Origin of the sequence: Glaciibacter kafniensis, from assembly GCF_039538945.1 — a bacterium.
Classification (GTDB): domain Bacteria; phylum Actinomycetota; class Actinomycetes; order Actinomycetales; family Microbacteriaceae; genus Cryobacterium; species Cryobacterium kafniensis.
On sequence record NZ_BAABCN010000002.1, the window covers coordinates 239,761 to 260,138 of the forward strand.

The window sequence follows — 20,378 nt, forward strand, 5'->3', positions numbered from 1 at the left end:
AATCTATGGCGCAAAGTCCAAGGTTCGCCGATTCTAGGTTGATGCTCACCTCAAACGGATACACCCTGGACAGCTCGGAGAAGAGGCTCGGTTGGCTCGAACCGGTGCCCGATGCGGATCGCACGAAGAGAGACGTGCTTTGGGAGCGGCTGCGCCGCGACGGCTACCTCTACCTACCGCAGCAGCTTCAAGCCGATCTCGTCAACGGCTTTCGCGAGTACTACTTCAGCACGATGGCGGAGACCGGAATCATCGCACCGGGAACGCACCCGGCAGACGGAATCGGCCGGGCGGCCTGCGCCGATCGCGAAAAGGTGCACGGGGTTCTCTTCGGCGATATCGTGCCGGGAGTGCGCTACGAAGAGCTGACCACTCACCCCGACGTCAAGGGCTGGTTTCAGTGGTTTCTCGGCGACGACGTGCACCTGCACAAACGCAAGATCATTCGGCACCTGATGCCGGGCGAGACCGGGATCGGCACCGCGACCCAAGCCCACTACGACCTGGTCTACCTCCGAGAAGGAAGCGAACGGGTGCTCTCGATGTGGATTCCTCTCGGCGACTGCCCGCCAGAAATGGGTGGCCTCACCTATCTCGAGGGAAGCCATCACTGGGCGCTGGCCGATGAACGTGAGCGCGGCAACCGCAGACCGGCGGCGTCGATCACCGCCGACCTGCCCGGGCTGGCCGAGAAACACGATTCGCGATGGCTCCTCGCCGATTTCGCGGCGGGCGACGTCGTCGTGCACTCCTCCTATGTGGTGCACGCCAGCACCGACAACGTCGACGCGCTCGGGCGCATTCGACTGTCGACGGACATCCGCTACCAGCGCGCGTCGGAACCGATCGATTGGCGGTGGCAAGAGCACTGGCATGAGGACGACGGCCTCTGATTCGTTGGGCTCACGTGGCGGCGACGGCCGCGGCCGTGACGGCGGCCGCGGCGGCATCCCGCGCGCGCGCATACTGCGAACGGATGACGGGGTGATGGTCGGTGTGCGCCTCGGCGACCACGGTGAGCGGCCAGTTCGGCGGCGTGCCGCGCAGCACCCAGACCGCCTGACGAGCGGCCCCATCCGCCACATATTCGCCGGGCGCCGGAACCTCGACGGGCACATCGAACACCTGGGCGGCAATCGCCTGCACCGCCGGATTCTGCGCGGCCCCACCGATCAGCAGCAGCCGCGTGGCCACAACGCCTTGCTCGCGAACCGCATCGAGCCCGTCGGCGAGACCGCAGAGCACTCCTTCGATGGCGGCGCGGGCGAGCGAGGCACGCGTCGTGTTTGCGAGGGTGAGACCACTGAAGCCGGCCGTCGCGGTCGGCAAATTGGGAGTGCGCTCGCCGTCGAACCAGGGCACGAGTACCGCGCCACCGCAGCCGGGTTGTGCGTCGAGCGCGAGCCGGCCGAGCTCGACGTGATCAACGGCGAGTACGCCGGCGACGGCATCGAGCACGCGGGCCGCATTGAGGGTCGCGATCAGCGGAAGAAACACGCCACTGGCGTCGGCGAACCCGGCGACGGTGCCGCTCGAGTCGGATGCTGCGGTGTCGGTCACCGCGAAAACGGTTCCGCTGGTTCCGATTGACACGACCACATCTCCCGTGCCGGCGCCGAGACCGAGCGCGGCACCGGCGTTGTCGCCGGCGCCGGGCCCGAGGATGATTCCGGCGGGTATCCCATTCGCGGTTCTCCCATTCGACGGAGATTGTGCGGATGCGGAGGCGGAATCGGCCGATTTTGCGCCCTGGGCGCCAAAATCTCCGTCGAATGGAGGGGCGGAAGCAGCCGAAGCAGCCGAAGCAACCGAAGCAACCGAAGCAACCGAAGCAGCCGAAGCAACCGAAGCGGAAGCCGCCGTGACGCCGGCCGACTCGCCGGGGCCGAGCACGCGGGGGAGAACCGCATCGTGTCCGAGGGCGCGCACGAACAGCTCCCGGTCGTAGGAGCCGGTCGCCGGTGACCAGTAGCCGGTGCCGCTCGCATCGGAACGGTCGGTGGTCAGTTCGGTGAGCACCGGGCCGAGCGGTGAAGAGTCGGCCGGGCCGAAACCGCGCAGGCGCCAGGTCAACCAATCGTGGGGAAGCGCGACCGCGGCGACCTGCGCGGCGAATTCTGGCTCGGCGTCACGCAGCCACCGCAGTTTGGTTGCCGTGAACGAGGCCACCGGAACCGAACCCGTGCGCCGGGCATAGTCGGCCTCGCCGACTTCCGCCACCAGGGCGTCGGCCGCGGGGGCCGAACGGGTGTCGTTCCAGAGCAGGGCGGGACGGATGACCCGACCAGACGAGTCGAGGGCCACCATGCCGTGCTGTTGCCCGGCAACGCTGAGTGCGGCGACGTCGCCGAGCCCGCCGGCATCCATCACCGCGGCCTGCAGCGCCCGCCACCAGTGCTCTGGGTCGACCTCGCTCCCGTCGGGGTGCATGGCACGGCCGGAGCGCACGAGTTCGCCGGTGTCGGCGTCGCGAATGACGATCTTGCAACTCTGCGTCGATGAATCGACTCCGGCGACCAGTGGCATGGGGCTCCTTGAAGGGTGATGGTGGAGGGCGAGGGCGAGGGCGAGGGCGAGGTGGAGGGCGAGGGCGAGACAAGACGGCAGCCCGAAGTTCTCGAGATGGGTGCAGCGGGCGTTTTAGTCTCGAGGTTTTCCTTGAACGGGGCTGCCGTCTGTCGCGCGGGGATACGAGGCGCGCTACGCCTCCTAGCCCCGCGCGCCCAGCAGGTGCTCCAGCGCGAGCTGCTGCAAGCGCACGAAGCCGAAGCCCTTGCCTCCGAAGTAGGCCCCAGCGTCGAAGTCCTCGAACGCACTGCGGTCGGCGATCAGGTCGTCGTAGCTCTCGCCCGCCGCCAGCGTCGGCACGGCGAGTTCGGGTACGCGCGACGCGGCCAGTGCCTCCTGCACCTCTGGGTCGGCGCGGAACGCAGCGGCGCGTTCCTTGAGCAGCAGGTAGGTGCGCATGTTCGCGGCGGCCGATGCCCAGACGCCGTCGATGTCTTCGGTGCGCGACGGCTTGTAGTCGAAGTGGCGCGGGCCGTCGTAGGCCTGGCCGCCATTCGGGCCGCCGTTTTCGAGCAGGTCGACGAGCGAGAATGCGTTCTGCAGGTCACCGTGGCCGAACACCAGATCCTGGTCGTACTTGATGCCGCGCTGGCCATTGAGGTCGATGTGAAACAGCTTGCCCGCGTCGATCGCCTGCGCGATGCCGGCGGTGAAGTTGAGCCCGGCCATCTGCTCGTGGCCGACCTCGGGGTTCACACCGACGAGTTCGGGGCGCTCGAGCGTGTTGATGAAGGCGATGGCGTGACCGAGGGTGGGCAGCAGAATGTCACCGCGCGGCTCGTTCGGCTTGGGCTCGATGGCGAAACGGATGTCGTAACCCTTGTCGGTGACGTAGTCGCCGAGCAGGTTCACCGCCTCGCGGTAACGACCGAGGGCCGAACGGATGTCTTTGGCCGCGTCATACTCTGCACCCTCGCGTCCGCCCCACATCACGAAGGTCTTCGCGCCGAGCTCGGCGGCCAGGTCGATGTTGCGCAGCACCTTGCGCAGTGCGAAGCGGCGCACGGATCGGTCGTTCGACGTGAACCCGCCATCTTTGAAGACGGGTGCGCTGAACAGATTGGTCGTCACCATCGGAATGATCAGCCCGGTGTCGGCCAAGGCCTGCTTGAGTCGATCGATCTCAACCTGGCGCGCGGCATCCGTTGAGCCGAAGGCGAAGAGATCGTCATCGTGAAAGGTGAGCCCGTATGCACCGAGTTCGGAGAGACGGGTGACGGCCTCGACGACATCGAGATTCGGCCGAGTCGGGCCGCCGAAGGGGTCTGTGCCGTTGTAGCCGACGGTCCACAGGCCGAACGAGAACTTGTCGGCGCGGGTGGGAGTGAGAGTCATGAGCGGTCTTCCTGTCGAGGGCTGAACGGGGTGGGCGCGCCGGAGCGGGTCTAGCCTTCGCGAGCCACATTGATCTGTAACGCAACATAACAGGTAAATCTCCGCTTGGATAGTCGGAATACCGCGGGCAATATTGAGGAAATGGCCAATTCCGCCACTGTTCGGTTTGGTATTTAACGCCTGTGACTAGGGAATTTTTATCATCCCTTGCTTCCTACCTGCGCGCGCTCCTGGTATGTTGTTTCAAACATCAAAAACGAACGCCGAGTCCGCTGTCACACGCTGCTCCTGACCGGCGATGCGTGCTCCGCACGCATGTCCTGCCCCCAATCTCCTCAGGGATAAGCTCTCAGGTGGCCTGCCGTGCGCAGCGCGTTTGGTCAACGGGAAGAGGTGAAGCGAGTGGCTGTCAGCGAGAACCCCACGACACTGCCGGTGCGCCAGGGACGCAACCTCGATGACGTGCGTCGCAGCAATCTCGCCGCCGTCTTGGGGGCCGTGCACGTGCAGGGGCGCGTGTCGCGCGCGGATCTGGCGCGAGCGACAGGCCTCAACCGTTCGACGATCGGAATCCTCGTCGCTGAGCTTGTCGAGCGGGGGCTCGTCGATGAGGTGGAGCCGAGTTCCACGCGTCTCGCCGGTCGACCCAGCCCGAGTGTTGTGCCGCGGGAAGATGTTGTCGCTCTCGCGGTCAACCCCGAGATCGACGCCGTGACCATCGGCCTCGTCTCGCTGTCTGGCCGCGTGCACAAACGCATCCGCTACGACACCGCTCATGTGCCGTCGCCCGACGAAGTGGTGAACATTGTGGCAGCGGTTGTTGCCGGTATGAGCGGAGAGCTCGACCGTTCGTTTCGCACCGTCGGCGTGGGGCTCGCCGTTCCCGGACTCGTGCGAGACGGCGACGGCGTCGTCATTCTCGGACCGCACCTCGGCTGGAAAGACGTGCCCATCGCTGCGATGCTGAGTGAGGCTCTGAGCCTGCCGGTTGCCGCCGCCAACGATGCGTCGACCGGTGTGATGGCCGAATACACGTTCGGCGTGGGCCGAGGAACGCAGAATCTCATTTACCTCAACGGCGGCGCGAGCGGAATCGGCGGGGGCGTCGCGATCGACGGCATGCTGTTGACCGGATCAAGCGGCTTTGCGGGTGAGTTCGGGCACTCCCTGGTGAACTCGGCCGGGGTGCTGTGCCACTGCGGGGCGATTGGATGCCTCGAGACCGAGGTCAGTCAGGCCCCGCTGCTCGACACGCTGGGGCTCGACAGCACCGGGAGCGAACAGCTCGAGAGCGTGCTCCTGGGGCAGTTCTCTCGCGAAGGCGGGCCTGAACGCGAGATTCTCGACCTGGTGCATCGCCAGCTCGATTTCTTGGCGGTGGCGCTCCGTGGCGTCGTGAACATGTTCAACCCCGAACTCGTGCTGCTCGGTGGTTTTCTCGGAACGCTCTATGCGGCGGCGCCCGAGCGCCTTGAAGCCGGCGTGCGCACGCGTGCCCTCGTCGGCCCCCGCGACGACGTTCGATTCGCGCGGGCCGAACTCGGTGCAGACCTGCTCCTGGTGGGTGCGGCTCAGCTGGCGTTCGCGCCGATCCTGGCCGACCCGGCGAGTTTCGGCGCCGCCGCCAGTCCGGCCGCCGAGCGCTGATCCTGCGCGTCGGGCCCGCGCGTTACGGCCGGCGGGCTGCCCAGGCTGTCCGGCTGCCCCGAACCGACAGGTCGTCACGCCGCAGAACACTGTCCGGGCCGTCGACGAGGAGCAGGCGATCGAGCGCAGCCAGGTCGTCGGCGGCCAGCTGATGGGTGAGGCCGGCACGGATGCGGGTCAAGAAGGCGTGCGCATAGCGTCCGGTGCTCTCCGGTGCCGGGTTCAACTCTGCGGCGAAGCTGCGCTCCTCGAGAAGACCGAATCCAGCTGCACTCAGGTGAGGCGACCAGTTGGGAGAGGAGTTCCACCCGGCGTGAGCGATGGCGTCCTGGATGCGGTCCTCCAATCCAGGCCGGCCGAACCCCAGATCGTGGGGGAGCACACGCGGAAACGAGTCCATCTCGACCGCGACGAACAGCCCGCCGGGGGTCAGCGCGGCGAAGATGTCGCGCAGCACCCGGTCGACCTCGGCGAAGTGATGCAGTGACGAGGAGGCCCAGGCGAGATCGAGCGGGCCGACTGCGGGCCAGGCGGCGTCCAGATCACCCTGTACCGTGCGCATCCGCTCGGTCAGACCCTGCCGGAGCGCTGCAGTCTGGAGGTGATCGAGCATGGCCGGCGATATGTCGAGTGCGACGATCGTCGCGGTGGGAAAGCGCCGGGCCAGAGCGAAGCTTCCCGTGCCGGTTCCGGCGCCGACATCGGCAATGGTGAGGGGAGTCCCCTCAGCGTGCTGACCGACCCAGTCGATCACCTCGGCCAATTGAGAGGCGAGCACCTCGGCGTCGAGATCGAGGATGTGGGCCAGGGCTGACTCGTCACCGGGGGAGTACACGGTGCTCGAGGTGTGAGTGTGATCGTGGCGCGGCTGGTGCTCGTGCTGCGGATGGGTGTGATGAGCTGAAGGTGCCATGTCTTCACGCTAACTCGACACTGCGTGAGGCGCATACACTCTTGCTTATGACGCAAGAAATTGAGCTCGAGGCCGTGGTTCGTCAACGCATCCGCGGCCTCCGGCTGGCACGCGGGTGGTCTCTCGAAACTCTCGCCGCGCGGTGCTTTCTCAGCCCGTCGACCCTGAGCCGCATTGAGACGGGACACCGCAGAATCGCGCTCGATCAATTGGTGCTCATCGCCAGAGCGCTCGATACGACTCTTGATCAGCTGGTGGAACCCATCGATGACGCCGACGTGGTCATCAGGCCGCAGCCCGAGCATTCCCCCGGGCTCACGACGTGGCTGCTGTCCCGCGAGCCGTCGCTGCGCGGTGTGACAGTCGCGAAGATGCGCATCACGTCGGAACGGCCGGCCGGCGCAGAGAATGTGCAGGTTCACCCGGGACGCGAGTGGTTCACCGTGCTCTCCGGTACTGTGCGCCTGCAACTCGGTGACCGCGTCATCCTGGTCGGTGAGGGCGACGCCGCCGAGTTCTCGACGATGGTCCCACACGTGCTGGGCGCGCACGGCGGCCCGGTCGAACTCCTCACGATTTTCGACCATGACGGGGAACGCGCGCACATGCACGTCACCGCCGACAAAGCGGATATTGACCGTTGACAGTGGGGGTGAACATAATGCACAGTGCATTACCAGCTTCACCGCATTACAGCTCCAATGCGCCATTGCACCACTGAGCGGCCGAAAGGCCGACAGCAGAGTATTCAGCTCTTCAATGAAAAGGCGGTTGAACCATGAGCACTGTCCACACATCCGGATGGGTCGGCTGGGGTCGGTTCGCCGGCGTCATCATTCTCGTCAGTGGAATCTTCAGTGGGATCCAGGGTCTGGTGGCCCTGATCGGACCCAATACCTACTACGTCGCGGCGGGCGGCTCACTCTTTCTCTTCAACGTCGCCGGCTGGGGCTGGTGGAACCTCATTATCGGTATCCTTCTCATCCTCACCGCGCTCGCACTGTTCACCGGCGCGATGTGGGCGCGGGTGATTGCGATCGTTCTGGCGGTGCTGAGCGCCATCGTTCAGATGATGCTGATTCCGGCACAGCCGTGGTGGGCGATGATCGTCATCGCAATGGATGTGTTGATCATCTACGCACTCACTGCACACGGCGAGGAACTTCGTTCGACGGAGAGTTAGCTCACGCGGGGGGATCGAGTCGGGTCATGAAGAAATGGTCGGTCATCATCATCCTGGGCTGCGCCCAATTTGTGATGGTGCTCGACGGCACGGTGATGAACGTGTCGATCTCGACCGTGGTCGAGGACCTCTCGACAACGGTCGCCGCGATGCAGGCGGCGATCACGTTTTACACCCTCACGATGGCGGCGATGATGCTGCTCGGCGCCAAGCTCGGCGATGTCTGGGGGCGTCGCCGAGCTTTCGTGATCGGATCGTGCATCTACGCGGTCGGATCGTTGATCACCGCACTGGCCCCGAATGTGCAACTGCTCTTTCTCGGCTGGTCGATCATTGAGGGTCTCGGAGCAGTGCTCGTCATCCCTGCCATCGCCGCCTTGGTGGCCGACAACTACACGGGGCGCGACCGCATCACGGCCTACGCGACGATCGGAGCAGTGTCGGGGGCCGCTGTCGCGGCCGGCCCCCTGATCGGCGGCTTTGTCACCACCTATTTCAGCTGGCGCTATGTCTTCGTCGCCGAGGTGGTGATCATGGCCGGAGTGGTGCTCTTCGCTCGAGTCATCACCGACACCACCGTTCGGCAGCACGTGCGCATCGACATCCTGAGCGTTGTGCTCTCGGCCTCTGGTCTGGTTCTCGTCGTCTTCGGGATGCTGCAGAGCAAGACCTGGGGGTGGGTGATCCCGTTGCAGTCGCCCGAGATCGGTGGAGTGCCGATCAATCCGCTTGGCATCTCTCTCACCGCGTGGCTCATGGTTCTCGGTGGGGTGCTGGTCTACCTCTTCGTGCGTCGACAATCCGCACTCGTGGCGGCCGGACGTCCTCCGCTGCTGCATGTTGAGATGTTCTCGATCCGGCAGCTCCGCAGCGGTCTCGGCGTGCTCGGCGCGCAATATGCGGTCACCGCCGGCCTGTTCTTCATGGTGCCCGTCTATCTGCAGATGACCTTGGGGCTGGATGCGCTGGAGACGGGCATCAAGATCTTTCCGCTCTCCATCTCGCTCATCCTCTTCTCCATCGTCGGCACGGGGCTCTCGCGAAAATGGTCTCCGCGCCGCATCGTGCGAGTCGGGCAACTCATCTTGGTGGCCAGCGCATTCCTGCTGCTGTGGTCGGTGACGCCTGACCTCCGGAGCGGGCTGTTCGCGACCGGGATGTTCCTCGCCGGGACCGCGCTCGGGCTCTTGGCCTCGCAGCTCGGCAACGTGAATATGTCGAGCGTGACGGAGAAAGAGACGAGCGAAGTCGGCGGGTTGCAGGGGGTGTTTCAAAACCTCGGATCCTCGCTCGGTACTGCCTTGATCGGATCCATCCTGATTGGTGCTCTCTCCACCACATTCGCCTCAGGGGTGGCGAGCAGTGACCTCTCCGCCGAAGCGCGCGCAATCGTCAATGAGGCGACAGAGGGCGGTGTGCAGATCGTTCCCGCCGCATCCGTGAACGAGATCGCCCTGGAGGCAGGGCTTGACCAGGACGGCGCCGATACGCTCGCGGCCATCTACGAAGACGCGCAGCTCGGCGCCCTGGGAGTGGGGTTCTTCGGGCTCATCCTGATCTCTATTGGCTCCTTGGTGTTCTCCCGCGGCATCCCGACCGAGGTGGCAGGCACACCACAGACGACGGATGCGAAGAAGAAGAAATGAGCCAGGAGAGAGGCCACAGATGAGTCAGCCAATGCCTATCGCGCGGGTTCTGCGTCGTCCTGTGGCGAACTCGGAGTCGCTCGAATCGTCGTCGCTGGTGGTCGGCGCTCTCGTCTTCGTCGTGTCGACGTGCGTCGCAGCGTTCACATTCTGGGGGAGCGGCGACGTTCCCATCTCGGGTCCTGGCTCTGTCGGTCAATTCGCGGCTCTCGGGTCGGCTCTCGCCGCGATTGTGGTCTTTGTCGCTGCACGGGTGCTTCTCGGCGCACGCGGAAGCGCCGATGGCGGGGTGTGGCACGCACTGGACTCCCCTGGCGTTCGACTTCACTGGTTCGACATCGCCGCCCTCGCGGTCGCCCACGCTGTCATCGCACTCCTCGGCTGGCTCGCCATCGCCTCCTTGCTTGAGCGGAGCTTCACCGGCGCTGTCGTCTACTCGCTGGCGGCGGCGCTGCTCTCCGGCGTCGCCATCGCAGTGACGGCTTACGTGGTGGCCCTGTCGGCTGTGCGCCTGACGCCGATGCTCTTCTCCCTGATCCTCGCGGTCTTTCTCGTCGTCGGGGTGTTTGCGAGCATGTTGAGCGCCACCGATCCGTTCTGGTGGCAGAAGAATCTGAGCACTCTGGGTATCTCAGATGACGTCTCGGCGCTCGCCTTCAACATCACCTTGATTGTCGCCGGAGTCATCATCACGACGATCGCTCACTATGCGACGGCCCCGATTCCCGTTGCCACTGAGCGTGACGCGCGCGGACGGTCTCTCGTTCGGCTCGCGCTCGTCGCAATGGGGATTCTCCTGGCCTGCGTCGGCATCTTTCCGGTTGACCGATTTCTCGCGGCGCACAATCTGGCCGCATCCGGCATGGCACTCGTTTTCGTGGGGCTTGTCATCGGTCTTCGCCGCGCGATTCCTGCAATGCCGCGTGTCTTCATTCTGCTCGGCTACGTCTTCGTCGGGGTGATCGTCGTTCTCGCGGTGTTCTTCGTGAACGGCTACTACAACCTGACGGCGGTCGAGCTGGTCGCGTTTCTGCTCATCTTCGGCTGGCTGATCGTCTTTCTTCGCAACACCGGGGCGATGGCGAACCGCGGGGAGCACGTGCCGGTCTCGGCCGGTTCGGATGTCCGCGGGTCAGGGCTCGCAGCGGGTGAAGGCGTCGTCCCGAGCGACGAATCACCGCACGCCGCGGTCTGACGGTTGCGGAGAGTCGAGCTCGCGAAGCGCCGGCCCGGCAGACTCGCCACCGACGCGAGTCCTTCGTAGGCTGAGCAGATGCACACCACGACCGATGGTCCCCGCGCTGAACTCCTCGCACTCTGTGAGCGTGGTCTCGACTGGAACGCCGACCTGTCGCGGCTGCTTCCCGACGTCGCACTCGCGCGCCGCGCCGCGGTGCTGGTTCTCTTCGGTTTGCTCGGTGCGGTGCCGGCCGCTGCGACCGTGTCAGCGGGTGCGCCGGCAGCCAGGCCGGAACCGGCACACGATCGTCTCGGCGCGGTACCGGCGCCGCACGTGCCGCGCGACCTCGACGTGCTGCTGTTGCGTCGCGCCACGACGCTCGGCAGTCACCCGGGACAGATCGCCTTCCCCGGCGGCCGCCTCGAGGCATCCGATGCCGACCCCACCGCGGGTGCACTGCGGGAGGCCGTCGAGGAGACCGGCCTTGATCCCGACGGTCTCGAGCCGCTGGGCACGCTTCCCGAGCTGCCGTTGGCCGTGAGCAACCACCTGGTCACGCCGGTGCTCGCCTGGTGGACCCGCCCGTCGCAGGTCGCGGCCGTCGACCACGGTGAAACTGTCGAGGTGTTTCGCATTCCCGTTGCCGATCTGCTCGACCCGGCCAATCGCGCGAGCACCGTGCACACCATCGGCAATCGCACCCATCGTATGCCGGCGTTCACCGTCGACGGCCGGCTGATCTGGGGCTTCACAGCCATCGTGCTGTCCCGCCTGTTCGACGAGCTGGGCTGGGCGACCCCGTGGGATGAGGGCCGGGTCGTTCATCCCGACCTCTGAATCGACGTTTCACCAGCGCTCCGCCCCTCGGCGCCCTCCGGCTGATGCTGACGGGTCGCATGAAGACGCCGCGCTGCACGCAACCAGACTCGAGCGCACTCGTTCACTCGCTCGAGCGGTGACGGTGGCAGGATGGCAGCATGGACCTCCACATCACCGGCGACACCGACGCCGACACGCTTCTCACCGAGAACCCCCTCGCCCTGCTGCTGGGCATGCTCCTCGACCAGCAGGTGACGATGGAGTCGGCATTCGCCGGCCCCGCGAAGATTCGCGACCGTATCGGCTCGGTCGATGCGGCCACGATCGCCGACTACGAACCGGATGCCTTTGCCCTGGTCTTCAAACAGAGTCCGGCGGTTCACCGCTTTCCGGGTTCGATGGCCGGCCGCGCCCAGGCGTTGTGCGCCGCGATTCGCGACGACTGGGACAACGACGCTTCGCTCATTTGGACCAAGGGAGAGCCAGACGGCGCCGAGATTCTGCGCCGCCTGAAAGCACTGCCCGGTTTCGGCGAGCAGAAGGCCCGCATCTTCCTCGCCCTGCTCGGCAAGCAACGCGGCGTCGATGCGGCCGGCTGGCGCGGAGCGGCCGGACACTACGGAGAGGACGGCGCGTATCTGTCAGTCGCCGACATCGTCGACCCGGCGTCGCTCGCGCGTGTGCGCGAGAACAAAAAGGCGGCAAAGGCCGCTGCGAAGAAGGCGTGACGCAGAGCCGTTAGCCCGAGCCAGCCGGAGGCTCGTCGCCCCACCGCAGTTCGCAGATGATCACCGGGATGTCCCGCTCGGTCTTCTGCTGATAGCCCGCGTAAGTCGGTGCGGCCGCCACAATCCGCGGCCACAGTTCGGCCTTCTCTGCGGGCGTCGCGGTGCGCGCCCGCATCGCCAGGGTGTGGCCTCTGACCGTCAGTTCGATGTCGGGGTTGGCCACCAGATTGAGATACCACTCGGGGTTGCGGTCGTCGCCGCCCATCGATGCCACCAACACGTAGCGGCCGGCCTCGTGAAACGGAGCGGTGAGCATTGTCGAGCGCCGCTGCCCGCTGGTGCGGCCGATCGTGTGAAGCTCGACGGCGGGCATCGAACCGACAGACCAGCCGAGTCGTCCGCGGGTGGCGCCCAGCACAACGCGGTGCAGCAGATTGAGCGTTTTCATCTGCACGCGTTTTACCCTGCGACGGATTGTCACCTCTTTATCGTAGGTCGCTTCGCAGTCGTAGATGCTGGCGAGACACAATCGGCAGCTTGAACTGACGAGATCGCGGTACCCGTCTCGACGCCCTCTTCGCCGAGCTTGACATTTGCGGTCGAGTTTGACTGGTAGCACAGGGAAACTCGACCGCAAATGTCAAAGTCGCCGGGACCGGCCCACGAGGTTTCGAGACAGGGGCTCGCTGGTGCTTGCTCGCTCCTCAACGAGGACATGAACCAACGAGGACATGAACCAACGAGGACATGAAAAACGGCGGCCGACGCTCCGAAGAGTGTCGACCGCCGTTCACATCGCTGAGGCGCGAAGTGCCTAGTTGCGGCCTTCGTACTCGCGGCGCGGTGCGCGCGGCGGACCTTCACGGCGTGCTGAGCCGCTGTCGGGGCGCAGCTCGATCAGCTTGCCGCTGATGCGAGTGTTCTCGAGCTTGGCCAGCACATCCTTCGACATGTCGGCCGGCAGCTCGACGATCGAGAATTCGGGCTGAATCTTGATCGCACCGAAGTCATTGCGGCTCAGGCCACCCTCGTTGGCGATGGCGCCGACGATCTGGCGCGGCTCCACCTTGTGACGCTTGCCGACCTCAATGCGGTAGGTCGCCATCGAGCCGCTCGAGGTGCGCTCGCGTCGTTCGGGGCGCTCGCTGCGGGCACCACGGTCGTCCCGGCTGCCACGGTCGTCACGGCTTCCGCGGCTGTAACGGTCACCACGGTCTCCGCGGTCACCACGGTCTCCGCGGTCGTCGCGGTTCTCGCGCTCGAAACGCTGGGCGCGGGCATCCTCCGGCGAGAGCAGCAACGGGGTATCACCCTGCGCGACAATCGCGAGAGCCGCAGCAACATCGGCTTCTGGCACATCGTGGTGTCCGACGTAGTGGCCGACGATGTCGCGGAACTGAGCGATCTGGTCGGGGCGGCTGAGCGCCTCGGTGATTGCGTCGTCGAAGCGGGTGAGACGCGTGGCGTTCACATCTTCGACGCTCGGCAACTGCATCTGGGTCAGCGGCTGGCGGGTCGCCTTCTCGATGGCGGTGAGGAGACGACGCTCGCGCGGCGTGACGAAGCTGATGGCCGTTCCGCTGCGACCGGCACGGCCCGTGCGGCCGATGCGGTGCACGTAGGACTCGGTGTCGATGGGGATGTCGTAGTTGACGACGTGACTGATGCGCTCGACGTCGAGGCCGCGAGCTGCGACATCCGTGGCCACCAGAATGTCGAGCTTGCCCGACTTGAGCTGGTTGACGGTGCGCTCGCGCTGCACCTGAGCAACGTCACCGTTGATCGCGGCAGCGGAGTAGCCGCGCGCGCGCAGCTTCTCGGCGAGCGTCTCGGTCTCGTTCTTGGTGCGGGTGAAGACGATCATGCCCTCGAAGTTCTCCACCTCGAGGATGCGGGTCAGCGCATCGACCTTCTGCGGGTACGAGACCATCAGGTAGCGCTGCGTGGTGTTCGCGGAGGTCGTGGTCTTGTTCTTGACCGTGATCTCTTCTGGGTCGTTCAGGTACTTCTTGGAGATGCGGCGGATCTGTGCCGGCATGGTGGCCGAGAAGAGGGCGACCTGCTTGTCGTCAGGCGTGTCGGCGAGGATCGTCTCAACGTCTTCGGCGAAGCCCATCTTGAGCATTTCGTCGGCCTCGTCGAGCACGAGGAACTTGAGCTCAGAGAGGTCGAGGGTGCGCTTTTCGAGGTGGTCCATGATGCGACCTGGCGTACCGACGACGATGTGCACTCCGCGGCGGAGCGCGGACAGCTGAACGCCGTAGCCCTGGCCGCCGTAGACGGGCAGCACGTGCACGCCCTTCATGTGGGAGGCGTACTTCTCGAACGCTTCACACACCTGCAGCGCGAGCTCGCGGGTCGGGGCCAGGATCAGAGCCTGAGGGGTCTTCTGCGACAGGTCGAGGCGCGACAAGATCGGCAGAGCGAATGCTGCGGTCTTGCCAGTACCGGTCTGGGCGAGTCCGACGACATCGCGGCCGTCAAGAAGAGGGGGAATGGTGGCGGCCTGGATGGCCGAGGGGGTCTCGTAGCCGACGTCTTTAAGCGCCTTCAATACTGCGTCGGAGAGCCCGAGTTCGGAGAAGGGCTTCGCTACGGGGGCAGTTTCTGCCTCGCCCTGCGGGGATGTTTCGGGTGACGTCATCCTCTAAAGGTAGTCGTTCAAAGTGTGTATATACCGCGTGTGGGGCGACATAACAACGTTTTGAGTGAAATCGGTCGATATATTGCCTCGATTTCGACCCTTTTCGGGATGCGGAGAGCTGATTCGCCGGGCGACGTCGGCCGAGGCCGCACACGAATGCAGGAGACTGGGGGCATGCCAGATCTCACACTGCGCGGCGGCGTCGGAAGCCGTATCGACGCCGAGATCGAGGTCAAACGCTCCCGCTTTCTCTGCCGGCTGGTCAGAGTCGAGACCGAGGATGCCGCGCGCGCCGCGATCGACGAGGCGCGCAAGCAACAGTGGAACGCCCGCCATCACTGCTCAGCCTTCGTGCTCGGGCCGTCGCTCGATCCTGCCCAGGTTCGTCGCTCCAACGATGACGGCGAACCGTCGGGTACCGCGGGCCGACCCATGCTGGAGGCGCTCTCCGGCCGTGGCTTCGTCGACTGTGTTGCCGTCGTCAGCCGCTACTTCGGCGGAACTCTTCTCGGGGCCGGCGGCCTGGTGCGCGCGTACTCAGAAGCCGTGCTCACCACGATCGATGCGGCGCAGGCCGGCGGACGCGTTGTCGCGCGCGAGCGCCGCGAACTGTTCACGCTCGCACTGTCGCACACGGATGCCGGTCGGATCGAAGCCGAACTGCGCCAGCGTGGCGTGCTCATCCTCGGCACCGACTACGGGCGAGACGCTGTTCTGCGGATTGCTGACGACGACGGTACGCGACTGGCCGCGATCGTCGCAGGGGTGACGGCTGGAGGAGCATCGCTCGAGGCGGTTGGGCACGAGTGGGTCGACGCCCTGCCATAGACAATTCGACAAGCCGAGGGGAGTATGTCGAGTATCGCGTCTGCCAACCGCTATCGATCATGAAGAGAGTACACACGACATGACTATTGGACCTGTTGAATACATCGTCGTCGCCTTTCCCGGCAACGAATTCACCGGCGAGATCGCTCCGGAATTGATTGCGCTCATCGAGTCGGGAAAGATCCGCATTCTCGACCTCATCTTCATCGGCAAAAATGCGAACGGCGACACCGTCTCGTTTGAGGTCGAAGACATTCCGGGCTTCGCCGACGTCGACGCGGATGTCGGCGGACTGATCAGCCCCGAGGACATTGAGCACGCCGCTGGGCGACTCGAGCCGAACATGTCAGCAGCTTTGCTGATTTGGGAAGACCTGTGGGCGGCACCGTTTGCCGAAGCGTTGAGAAACTCGGGCGGAGTCTTGGTCGAGGGTGCGCGCATTCCGCACGAGATCATCAGCCCCGCACTCCAAACACTGCCGTCGGCAGTGTGAATTGATCTCGATACAGAGGAGTCAGAAATGTTGAGAAGACGCCCACTCGCCCGGATGGCGGTTCGTACGACCGTCGTAGCCGGCACTGCCGCTGCGGTTGGCGCGCACGCCGCCAACCGGGCCGCCGCATCTCAAGCTGAAGCGAGTCAAGCGGGGTATGAGGCGGGGATCGCGGATGCGGCGCAGGCTGCACCGCCTCCCGCAGCTCCCGCCGCAGCGCCTCCCGCAGCAGCCCCGGCCACCGATCCCATTGCCCAGCTGACCCAGCTTGCCGCGCTGCGTGATTCAGGAGTGGTGACCGAAGCAGAGTTCGAGGCGCAGAAAGCTCGAATACTCGGCTCAGTGTGATCCCCGTACCCGCTGTGGGAGTGCAGAGATGAGTCGACCTCCCGCGAAGACCATTGCCCGTCCTTCGATTCCGCGCACGATCGGGCGGATGATTTTGGGCGTGTTCTTGATTTTCGCGGGGGTCAGTCATCTCACATTTGCTCGGCAAGAATTCGTGGCGCAGGTTCCCGACTGGGTCCCGGCCAGCGACGATGTCGTCGTGATCGGCTCCGGAGTCGTCGAGATCTCGCTCGGCGCGGCGCTCCTGCTCCTGCGCCGGCGTCGAGTCGGTGTGGGCTGTCTGGTGGCCGCCTTCTTTGTGGCCATCTTTCCCGGCAATCTTTCGCAGTACGTCACGCACACCGATGCGTTCGGTCTCGATTCCGACCGCGCTCGCGGCATCCGGTTGCTCCTTCAGCCTCTGCTTGTCGTCTGGGCACTCTGGAGCACTGGCGCGTGGAAGGCGTGGCGCGCTGCACGAGCACAGAAGTGACCTCATGAAGTGGGGAAGAATGGGGGTATGGACTCTCTCGCAGCCCAGCTTTCTGACACCGTTTCCACAGCGCAGTCGCTGGAAGACTGACGCGCCCCCTGCTTGACCGGGCTCGAATCGACCCCTCTCAGCAGCGTTGATCTGCGTGCGGATAGCAAAGCATCCTGTCCGCGATCGTGTCGAGTGGCGCAGGCGGAGACGTTCGCGGGAGAATATGAGCATGGCGAACATTGAGCAGCCCTGGGTCAAGAACTATCAGCCGGGAGTGCCGGCCGAGATCGACCTTCCGACCGAGTCGCTCGTGGCGATGCTCGAACGCTCAGTGGCCGAGGCCGGCGCGGCCCCTGCTCTCGAATTCTTCGGACGCCGCACCAGTTACACCGAGCTCGGCGAGCAGATCGATCGGGCCGCCGAAGGGCTGCGTCAGCTCGGAGTGCGCGCCGGTGACCGTGTCGCGCTCATTCTGCCGAACTGTCCGCAGCATGTCGTCGCGTTCTACGCGATCTTGCGCCTGGGAGCCGTCGTCGTCGAACACAACCCGCTCTACACCTCGCGCGAGCTGCGGCACCAATTCGAGGACCACCAGGCCCGTGTCGTGATCGCCTGGGACAAGTCGGCGGCGGCGGTCCACGACTTTCCGGCCGACATCGAGATCGACCACGTCGTCTCGGTCAACCTGCTGCAGGCATTTCCGGCCGTCAAGCGGTTCGCGCTGTACCTGCCGGTGAAGAGCCTGCGGGCATCCCGTGAGGCGTTGACCGGTGCGGCACCCGGCACGATCCCCTGGAAAGACTTGCTCAGCCACGGGCCCATCGACCCCGAGCATCCGCGCCCGTCTGTCGATGACCTGGCCGCGATCCAGTACACCTCTGGCACAACGGGCCGCCCGAAAGGCGCGATGCTCAGCCACTTCAACCTGTACTCGAACGCCTTGCAGGGCGAAGCGTGGATGCACGGGGCCGAGTACCGCAAGGAGATCTTCTACGCGATCTTGCCCATGTTCCACGCGTTCGGCATGACGCTCTACCTGACCTTCGGCATCCGCAAGCAGGGTCTGCTCGTGCTGTTTCCGAAGTTCGAGCCCGGTCTGATTCTCGACGCGATGAAAAAATCACCGGCCACCGTCTACTGTGCGGTACCGCCGATCTATGAGCGCACGGCGCTGGCGGCCAAGGAGAAGGGGGTGTCGCTGCGCTCCTGCAAGTACTGCATCTCGGGTGCGATGAACCTGCCGGATCACGTGGTCGAACTCTGGGAGTCGATGTCGGGCGGACTGCTCGTCGAGGGCTACGGGATGACAGAGTCGTCGCCGGTCGCGCTCGGCAATCCGTTTCACCCGACCCGGCGCACGGGCACGATCGGTGTGCCGTTCCCGTCGACTCTGATGAAAGTCGTCGATCTGGATGACACCACGCGCGAGGTGCCGCAGGGCGAGCCGGGGGAGTTGTTGATCAAGGGACCGCAGGTTTTCTCGGGCTACCTCAACAATCCGGAGGAGACGGCGAAGGCGCTCACAACCGACGGCTGGTTGCGAACCGGTGACATCGTGACGGTCGACGCCGACGGGTTCACGACCATCGTCGACCGGGCCAAGGAGCTCATCATCACCGGTGGGTTCAACGTGTCGCCGTCGGAGGTCGAGGGCGTTTTGCGTCTGCACCCGGCGGTGAAGGATGCCGCGGTGTTCGGCAAGCCGCTGGAGCGCGGGGGCGAGATGGTCGTCGCCGCGGTTGAGCTCGAACCGGGCAGTGCCTTCGACGAGGAGGCGCTTCGTGCGCACTGCCGCGAGCACCTCGCGGCCTACAAGATTCCGAAGCGCATCGTGCCGATCACTGACACCCCGCGCTCGATGCTCGGCAAGATCTTGCGCAAGCAGGTGCGGGAGCAGGTCTTGCCGGTGCTCTGAGGCAGCGGTGCTGCGCTCTGAGGTATCGGTGCTCTGAGCGTGGCGGTGCGCTCGGCCCCGCCGGGTCCCTGGCCGACCCGTCGTGGGCACTCGACGCTGTTGCAGAAACCGCAACTGCCATCGGAAACCACACGATCGGTGCGGTTTCTGGTGACAGTCGTGCAATCGAGACGGTATTCGCGGACACCAACTGCGCGGTCACGTCGCCCCAACGCGCGCTGACGCTCAATGGGGGCCAAGAACTAGTACTATTACGGCTGCCGACTGGTCTTTCGACCGTACCGATGGTCGCCTCCGAACGGGGTCATCGACGCGAGAATGTGCTGGATTCCGCTCCTCAGTCTTCTTGAACGCCATGTACCCCCAGAAAGGGCGACGCTCTTGTCAACTCAGAGGCCACCCGATGTCTGAACTCAGCGCCACTCGCTTGCGCATCCTGATCGGCGCTGACACCTTTCTTCCCGACGTGAACGGCGCAGCACGCTTCACGAGGGATCTCGCCGTGCGGCTCGCCAAGCGCGGCCACGACGTCCACGTCGTTGCGCCGGCGATCAGCACACGCTCCCTGACCGGGATCGAGTTGATCGATGGGCAACAGATCAGCGTGCACCGTCTGGCCAGCGTGCGCTGGCCCTCGCACGATTGGCTGCGCTTTGTGCCGCCGTGGCGCGTGCGGGCCGCGGCCGGACGCATTCTCGACCATGTGCATCCCGATGTGGTCCATGTGCAGTCGTTCATCAACATCGGCCGCGGCCTGGCGCGCGAAGCCCACGCTAGAGGGCTGCCGCTGATGGCGACCAACCACGTGATGCCAGACAACATCGTCGACGTCAGCGGATTTCCGGATCTGCTCAAGCCGCGCCTCGCCCAGATCGGTTGGAACCTCGCCGATTCGGTGCTCACCCTGGCCGACACCGTCACCAGCCCGACCCCGATCGCTGCGCGTTACCTCACCGAGAACACGAGCGTTCCGCACGTCATCCCGGTGTCGTGCGGCATCGACCTGGAGCGTTTCACTCCGCGATTCGAGCGCCCGGCCGGAAACCGCGTGGTCTACGTCGGACGCCTCGACCCTGAGAAGAACATCGACACGCTTCTGACCGCGTTCTCGATGGTTCCGCGTGAGCTCAGTGACGGACTAGACCTGGTCGGTGGCGGCACGGCCCACGCACGGTTGGCGGCACACGCGCGCGAGCTGGGAATCGAAGACCGAGTGGTCTTTCACGGTCGGGTCAGCGATGAGCGACTGATCGAACTCCATGAGCAGGCGTCGGTGTTTGTGATGGCATCGACCGCCGAGTTGCAGAGCATCGCCACCCTCGAGGCCATGGCCTGTGGTACCCCTGTGGTGCTTGCCGATGCGATGGCGCTGCCGCATCTGATCGAGCCGGGCGAGAACGGTCACCTTGTCGAACCGCACAATGCGCGGGAATTCGCTCGGGCGATCGAATCGATCCTTCGAAACGACGGCGAAGCCGATGAGCGGATGCGTCGCGCGGCATTCGGGAAGGCCCAGGAGCATGACGCCCAGAGGGTGATTCTTCGCTACGAGAATCTCTATGAGCAGATTGCCGCGGTCACGCGGGCGAAGATCGCAGGCCCCGAGGATGCCGAGGACGCAGACGAAGAGGACGCTGACGACGAAGAGGATGCCGCAGCGTAAGTCAC

Annotated in this window: 19 protein-coding genes; 14 read left to right on the forward strand and 5 right to left on the reverse strand. The window is 65.2% G+C overall.

The window, feature by feature from the left end; genetic code table 11:
- Window positions 1–41 precede the first annotated feature (41 nt).
- Window positions 42–893 carry a phytanoyl-CoA dioxygenase family protein gene (locus tag ABD791_RS01600; protein WP_345061620.1) on the forward strand — a complete coding sequence of 284 codons (852 nt, stop codon included), beginning with the start codon at window positions 42–44 and terminating at the stop codon, window positions 891–893.
- A gap of 10 nt (window positions 894–903) precedes the next feature.
- Here the strand turns inward: ABD791_RS01600 and ABD791_RS01605 are convergent, their stop codons facing one another.
- Entirely contained in the window at window positions 904–2,526 is a 1,623-nt protein-coding gene (locus ABD791_RS01605; protein ID WP_345061622.1) for a xylulokinase, read from the reverse strand.
- A 183-nt stretch (window positions 2,527–2,709) separates the two neighbouring features.
- Complete coding sequence (xylA, locus tag ABD791_RS01610) at window positions 2,710–3,903, reverse strand: xylose isomerase (RefSeq protein ID WP_345061624.1); 1,194 nt, start codon at window positions 3,901–3,903, stop codon at window positions 2,710–2,712.
- Between the two features lie 402 nt (window positions 3,904–4,305).
- Here xylA and ABD791_RS01615 point away from each other — a divergent pair, with 402 nt between their 5' ends.
- Complete coding sequence (locus tag ABD791_RS01615) at window positions 4,306–5,550, forward strand: ROK family transcriptional regulator (protein ID WP_345061626.1); 1,245 nt, start codon at window positions 4,306–4,308, stop codon at window positions 5,548–5,550.
- A gap of 22 nt (window positions 5,551–5,572) precedes the next feature.
- Here the strand turns inward: ABD791_RS01615 and ABD791_RS01620 are convergent, their stop codons facing one another.
- A complete protein-coding gene (locus ABD791_RS01620) occupies window positions 5,573–6,463 on the reverse strand; it encodes a class I SAM-dependent methyltransferase (protein ID WP_345061628.1) in 891 nt (296 codons plus the stop codon).
- Between the two features lie 47 nt (window positions 6,464–6,510).
- Between ABD791_RS01620 and ABD791_RS01625 the strand changes: the two genes are divergently transcribed.
- From ABD791_RS01625 to ABD791_RS01650, 6 genes are all read left to right on the forward strand, one after another.
- On the forward strand, window positions 6,511–7,107 hold the full coding sequence (locus ABD791_RS01625; protein ID WP_345061630.1) for a helix-turn-helix domain-containing protein: 597 nt from the start codon (window positions 6,511–6,513) through the stop codon (window positions 7,105–7,107).
- A 134-nt stretch (window positions 7,108–7,241) separates the two neighbouring features.
- Window positions 7,242–7,646, forward strand: coding sequence for a DUF7144 family membrane protein (locus ABD791_RS01630; RefSeq protein ID WP_345061632.1), 405 nt, complete (start codon window positions 7,242–7,244; stop codon window positions 7,644–7,646).
- Window positions 7,647–7,672: 26 nt separating this feature from the next.
- The gene (locus ABD791_RS01635; RefSeq protein WP_345061634.1) at window positions 7,673–9,292 is read left to right on the forward strand and encodes an MFS transporter; all 1,620 of its coding nucleotides are present in this window, start codon (window positions 7,673–7,675) and stop codon (window positions 9,290–9,292) included.
- A gap of 31 nt (window positions 9,293–9,323) precedes the next feature.
- Window positions 9,324–10,487, forward strand: coding sequence for a hypothetical protein (locus tag ABD791_RS01640; RefSeq protein ID WP_345061636.1), 1,164 nt, complete (start codon window positions 9,324–9,326; stop codon window positions 10,485–10,487).
- Between the two features lie 78 nt (window positions 10,488–10,565).
- Window positions 10,566–11,309 (forward strand): NUDIX hydrolase, encoded by a 744-nt coding sequence (locus tag ABD791_RS01645; protein WP_345061638.1) that lies wholly within the window; start codon window positions 10,566–10,568, stop codon window positions 11,307–11,309.
- 140 nt (window positions 11,310–11,449) lie between these two features.
- Window positions 11,450–12,019, forward strand: a complete 570-nt coding sequence (locus tag ABD791_RS01650; protein ID WP_345061640.1) for an HhH-GPD-type base excision DNA repair protein — start codon at window positions 11,450–11,452, stop codon at window positions 12,017–12,019.
- 10 nt (window positions 12,020–12,029) lie between these two features.
- Here ABD791_RS01650 and ABD791_RS01655 read toward each other — a convergent pair whose 3' ends face one another.
- Window positions 12,030–12,467, reverse strand: coding sequence for a nitroreductase/quinone reductase family protein (locus ABD791_RS01655; RefSeq protein WP_345061642.1), 438 nt, complete (start codon window positions 12,465–12,467; stop codon window positions 12,030–12,032).
- 366 nt (window positions 12,468–12,833) lie between these two features.
- Window positions 12,834–14,663 carry a DEAD/DEAH box helicase gene (locus ABD791_RS01660; protein ID WP_345061644.1) on the reverse strand — a complete coding sequence of 610 codons (1,830 nt, stop codon included), beginning with the start codon at window positions 14,661–14,663 and terminating at the stop codon, window positions 12,834–12,836.
- A gap of 174 nt (window positions 14,664–14,837) precedes the next feature.
- Here ABD791_RS01660 and ABD791_RS01665 point away from each other — a divergent pair, with 174 nt between their 5' ends.
- From ABD791_RS01665 to ABD791_RS01690, 6 genes are all read left to right on the forward strand, one after another.
- Window positions 14,838–15,491: an IMPACT family protein gene (locus tag ABD791_RS01665; RefSeq protein ID WP_345061646.1), complete on the forward strand. Its 654-nt coding sequence runs from the start codon at window positions 14,838–14,840 to the stop codon at window positions 15,489–15,491.
- A 79-nt stretch (window positions 15,492–15,570) separates the two neighbouring features.
- Window positions 15,571–15,984, forward strand: coding sequence for a DUF6325 family protein (locus tag ABD791_RS01670; RefSeq protein ID WP_345061648.1), 414 nt, complete (start codon window positions 15,571–15,573; stop codon window positions 15,982–15,984).
- Window positions 15,985–16,011: 27 nt separating this feature from the next.
- Window positions 16,012–16,332, forward strand: coding sequence for an SHOCT domain-containing protein (locus ABD791_RS01675; RefSeq protein ID WP_345061650.1), 321 nt, complete (start codon window positions 16,012–16,014; stop codon window positions 16,330–16,332).
- A 28-nt stretch (window positions 16,333–16,360) separates the two neighbouring features.
- A complete protein-coding gene (locus ABD791_RS01680) occupies window positions 16,361–16,804 on the forward strand; it encodes a DoxX family protein (protein WP_345061652.1) in 444 nt (147 codons plus the stop codon).
- A gap of 220 nt (window positions 16,805–17,024) precedes the next feature.
- Entirely contained in the window at window positions 17,025–18,710 is a 1,686-nt protein-coding gene (locus ABD791_RS01685) for a long-chain-fatty-acid--CoA ligase (protein ID WP_425562206.1), read from the forward strand.
- A 403-nt stretch (window positions 18,711–19,113) separates the two neighbouring features.
- Complete coding sequence (locus ABD791_RS01690) at window positions 19,114–20,373, forward strand: glycosyltransferase (RefSeq protein WP_345061655.1); 1,260 nt, start codon at window positions 19,114–19,116, stop codon at window positions 20,371–20,373.
- The last annotated feature ends 5 nt before the right edge of the window (window positions 20,374–20,378 follow it).

Excerpts from the sequence above, each read along its gene's own strand:
- ABD791_RS01635 (WP_345061634.1), top strand. The coding sequence starts at position 7,673 with ATGAAGAAATGGTCGGTCATCATCATCCTGGGCTGCGCCCAATTTGTG.
- ABD791_RS01630 (WP_345061632.1), top strand. The coding sequence starts at position 7,242 with ATGAGCACTGTCCACACATCCGGATGGGTCGGCTGGGGTCGGTTCGCC.
- ABD791_RS01660 (WP_345061644.1), bottom strand. The coding sequence starts at position 14,663 with ATGACGTCACCCGAAACATCCCCGCAGGGCGAGGCAGAAACTGCCCCC.
- ABD791_RS01650 (WP_345061640.1), top strand. The coding sequence starts at position 11,450 with ATGGACCTCCACATCACCGGCGACACCGACGCCGACACGCTTCTCACC.
- ABD791_RS01645 (WP_345061638.1), top strand. The coding sequence starts at position 10,566 with ATGCACACCACGACCGATGGTCCCCGCGCTGAACTCCTCGCACTCTGT.
- ABD791_RS01690 (WP_345061655.1), top strand. The coding sequence starts at position 19,114 with ATGTCTGAACTCAGCGCCACTCGCTTGCGCATCCTGATCGGCGCTGAC.
- ABD791_RS01605 (WP_345061622.1), bottom strand. The coding sequence starts at position 2,526 with ATGCCACTGGTCGCCGGAGTCGATTCATCGACGCAGAGTTGCAAGATC.
- xylA (WP_345061624.1), bottom strand. The coding sequence starts at position 3,903 with ATGACTCTCACTCCCACCCGCGCCGACAAGTTCTCGTTCGGCCTGTGG.
- ABD791_RS01600 (WP_345061620.1), top strand. The coding sequence starts at position 42 with ATGCTCACCTCAAACGGATACACCCTGGACAGCTCGGAGAAGAGGCTC.
- ABD791_RS01670 (WP_345061648.1), top strand. The coding sequence starts at position 15,571 with ATGACTATTGGACCTGTTGAATACATCGTCGTCGCCTTTCCCGGCAAC.
- ABD791_RS01625 (WP_345061630.1), top strand. The coding sequence starts at position 6,511 with ATGACGCAAGAAATTGAGCTCGAGGCCGTGGTTCGTCAACGCATCCGC.
- ABD791_RS01675 (WP_345061650.1), top strand. The coding sequence starts at position 16,012 with ATGTTGAGAAGACGCCCACTCGCCCGGATGGCGGTTCGTACGACCGTC.
- ABD791_RS01640 (WP_345061636.1), top strand. The coding sequence starts at position 9,324 with ATGCCTATCGCGCGGGTTCTGCGTCGTCCTGTGGCGAACTCGGAGTCG.
- ABD791_RS01620 (WP_345061628.1), bottom strand. The coding sequence starts at position 6,463 with ATGGCACCTTCAGCTCATCACACCCATCCGCAGCACGAGCACCAGCCG.
- ABD791_RS01685 (WP_425562206.1), top strand. The coding sequence starts at position 17,025 with ATGGCGAACATTGAGCAGCCCTGGGTCAAGAACTATCAGCCGGGAGTG.
- ABD791_RS01680 (WP_345061652.1), top strand. The coding sequence starts at position 16,361 with ATGAGTCGACCTCCCGCGAAGACCATTGCCCGTCCTTCGATTCCGCGC.
- ABD791_RS01655 (WP_345061642.1), bottom strand. The coding sequence starts at position 12,467 with ATGAAAACGCTCAATCTGCTGCACCGCGTTGTGCTGGGCGCCACCCGC.
- ABD791_RS01665 (WP_345061646.1), top strand. The coding sequence starts at position 14,838 with ATGCCAGATCTCACACTGCGCGGCGGCGTCGGAAGCCGTATCGACGCC.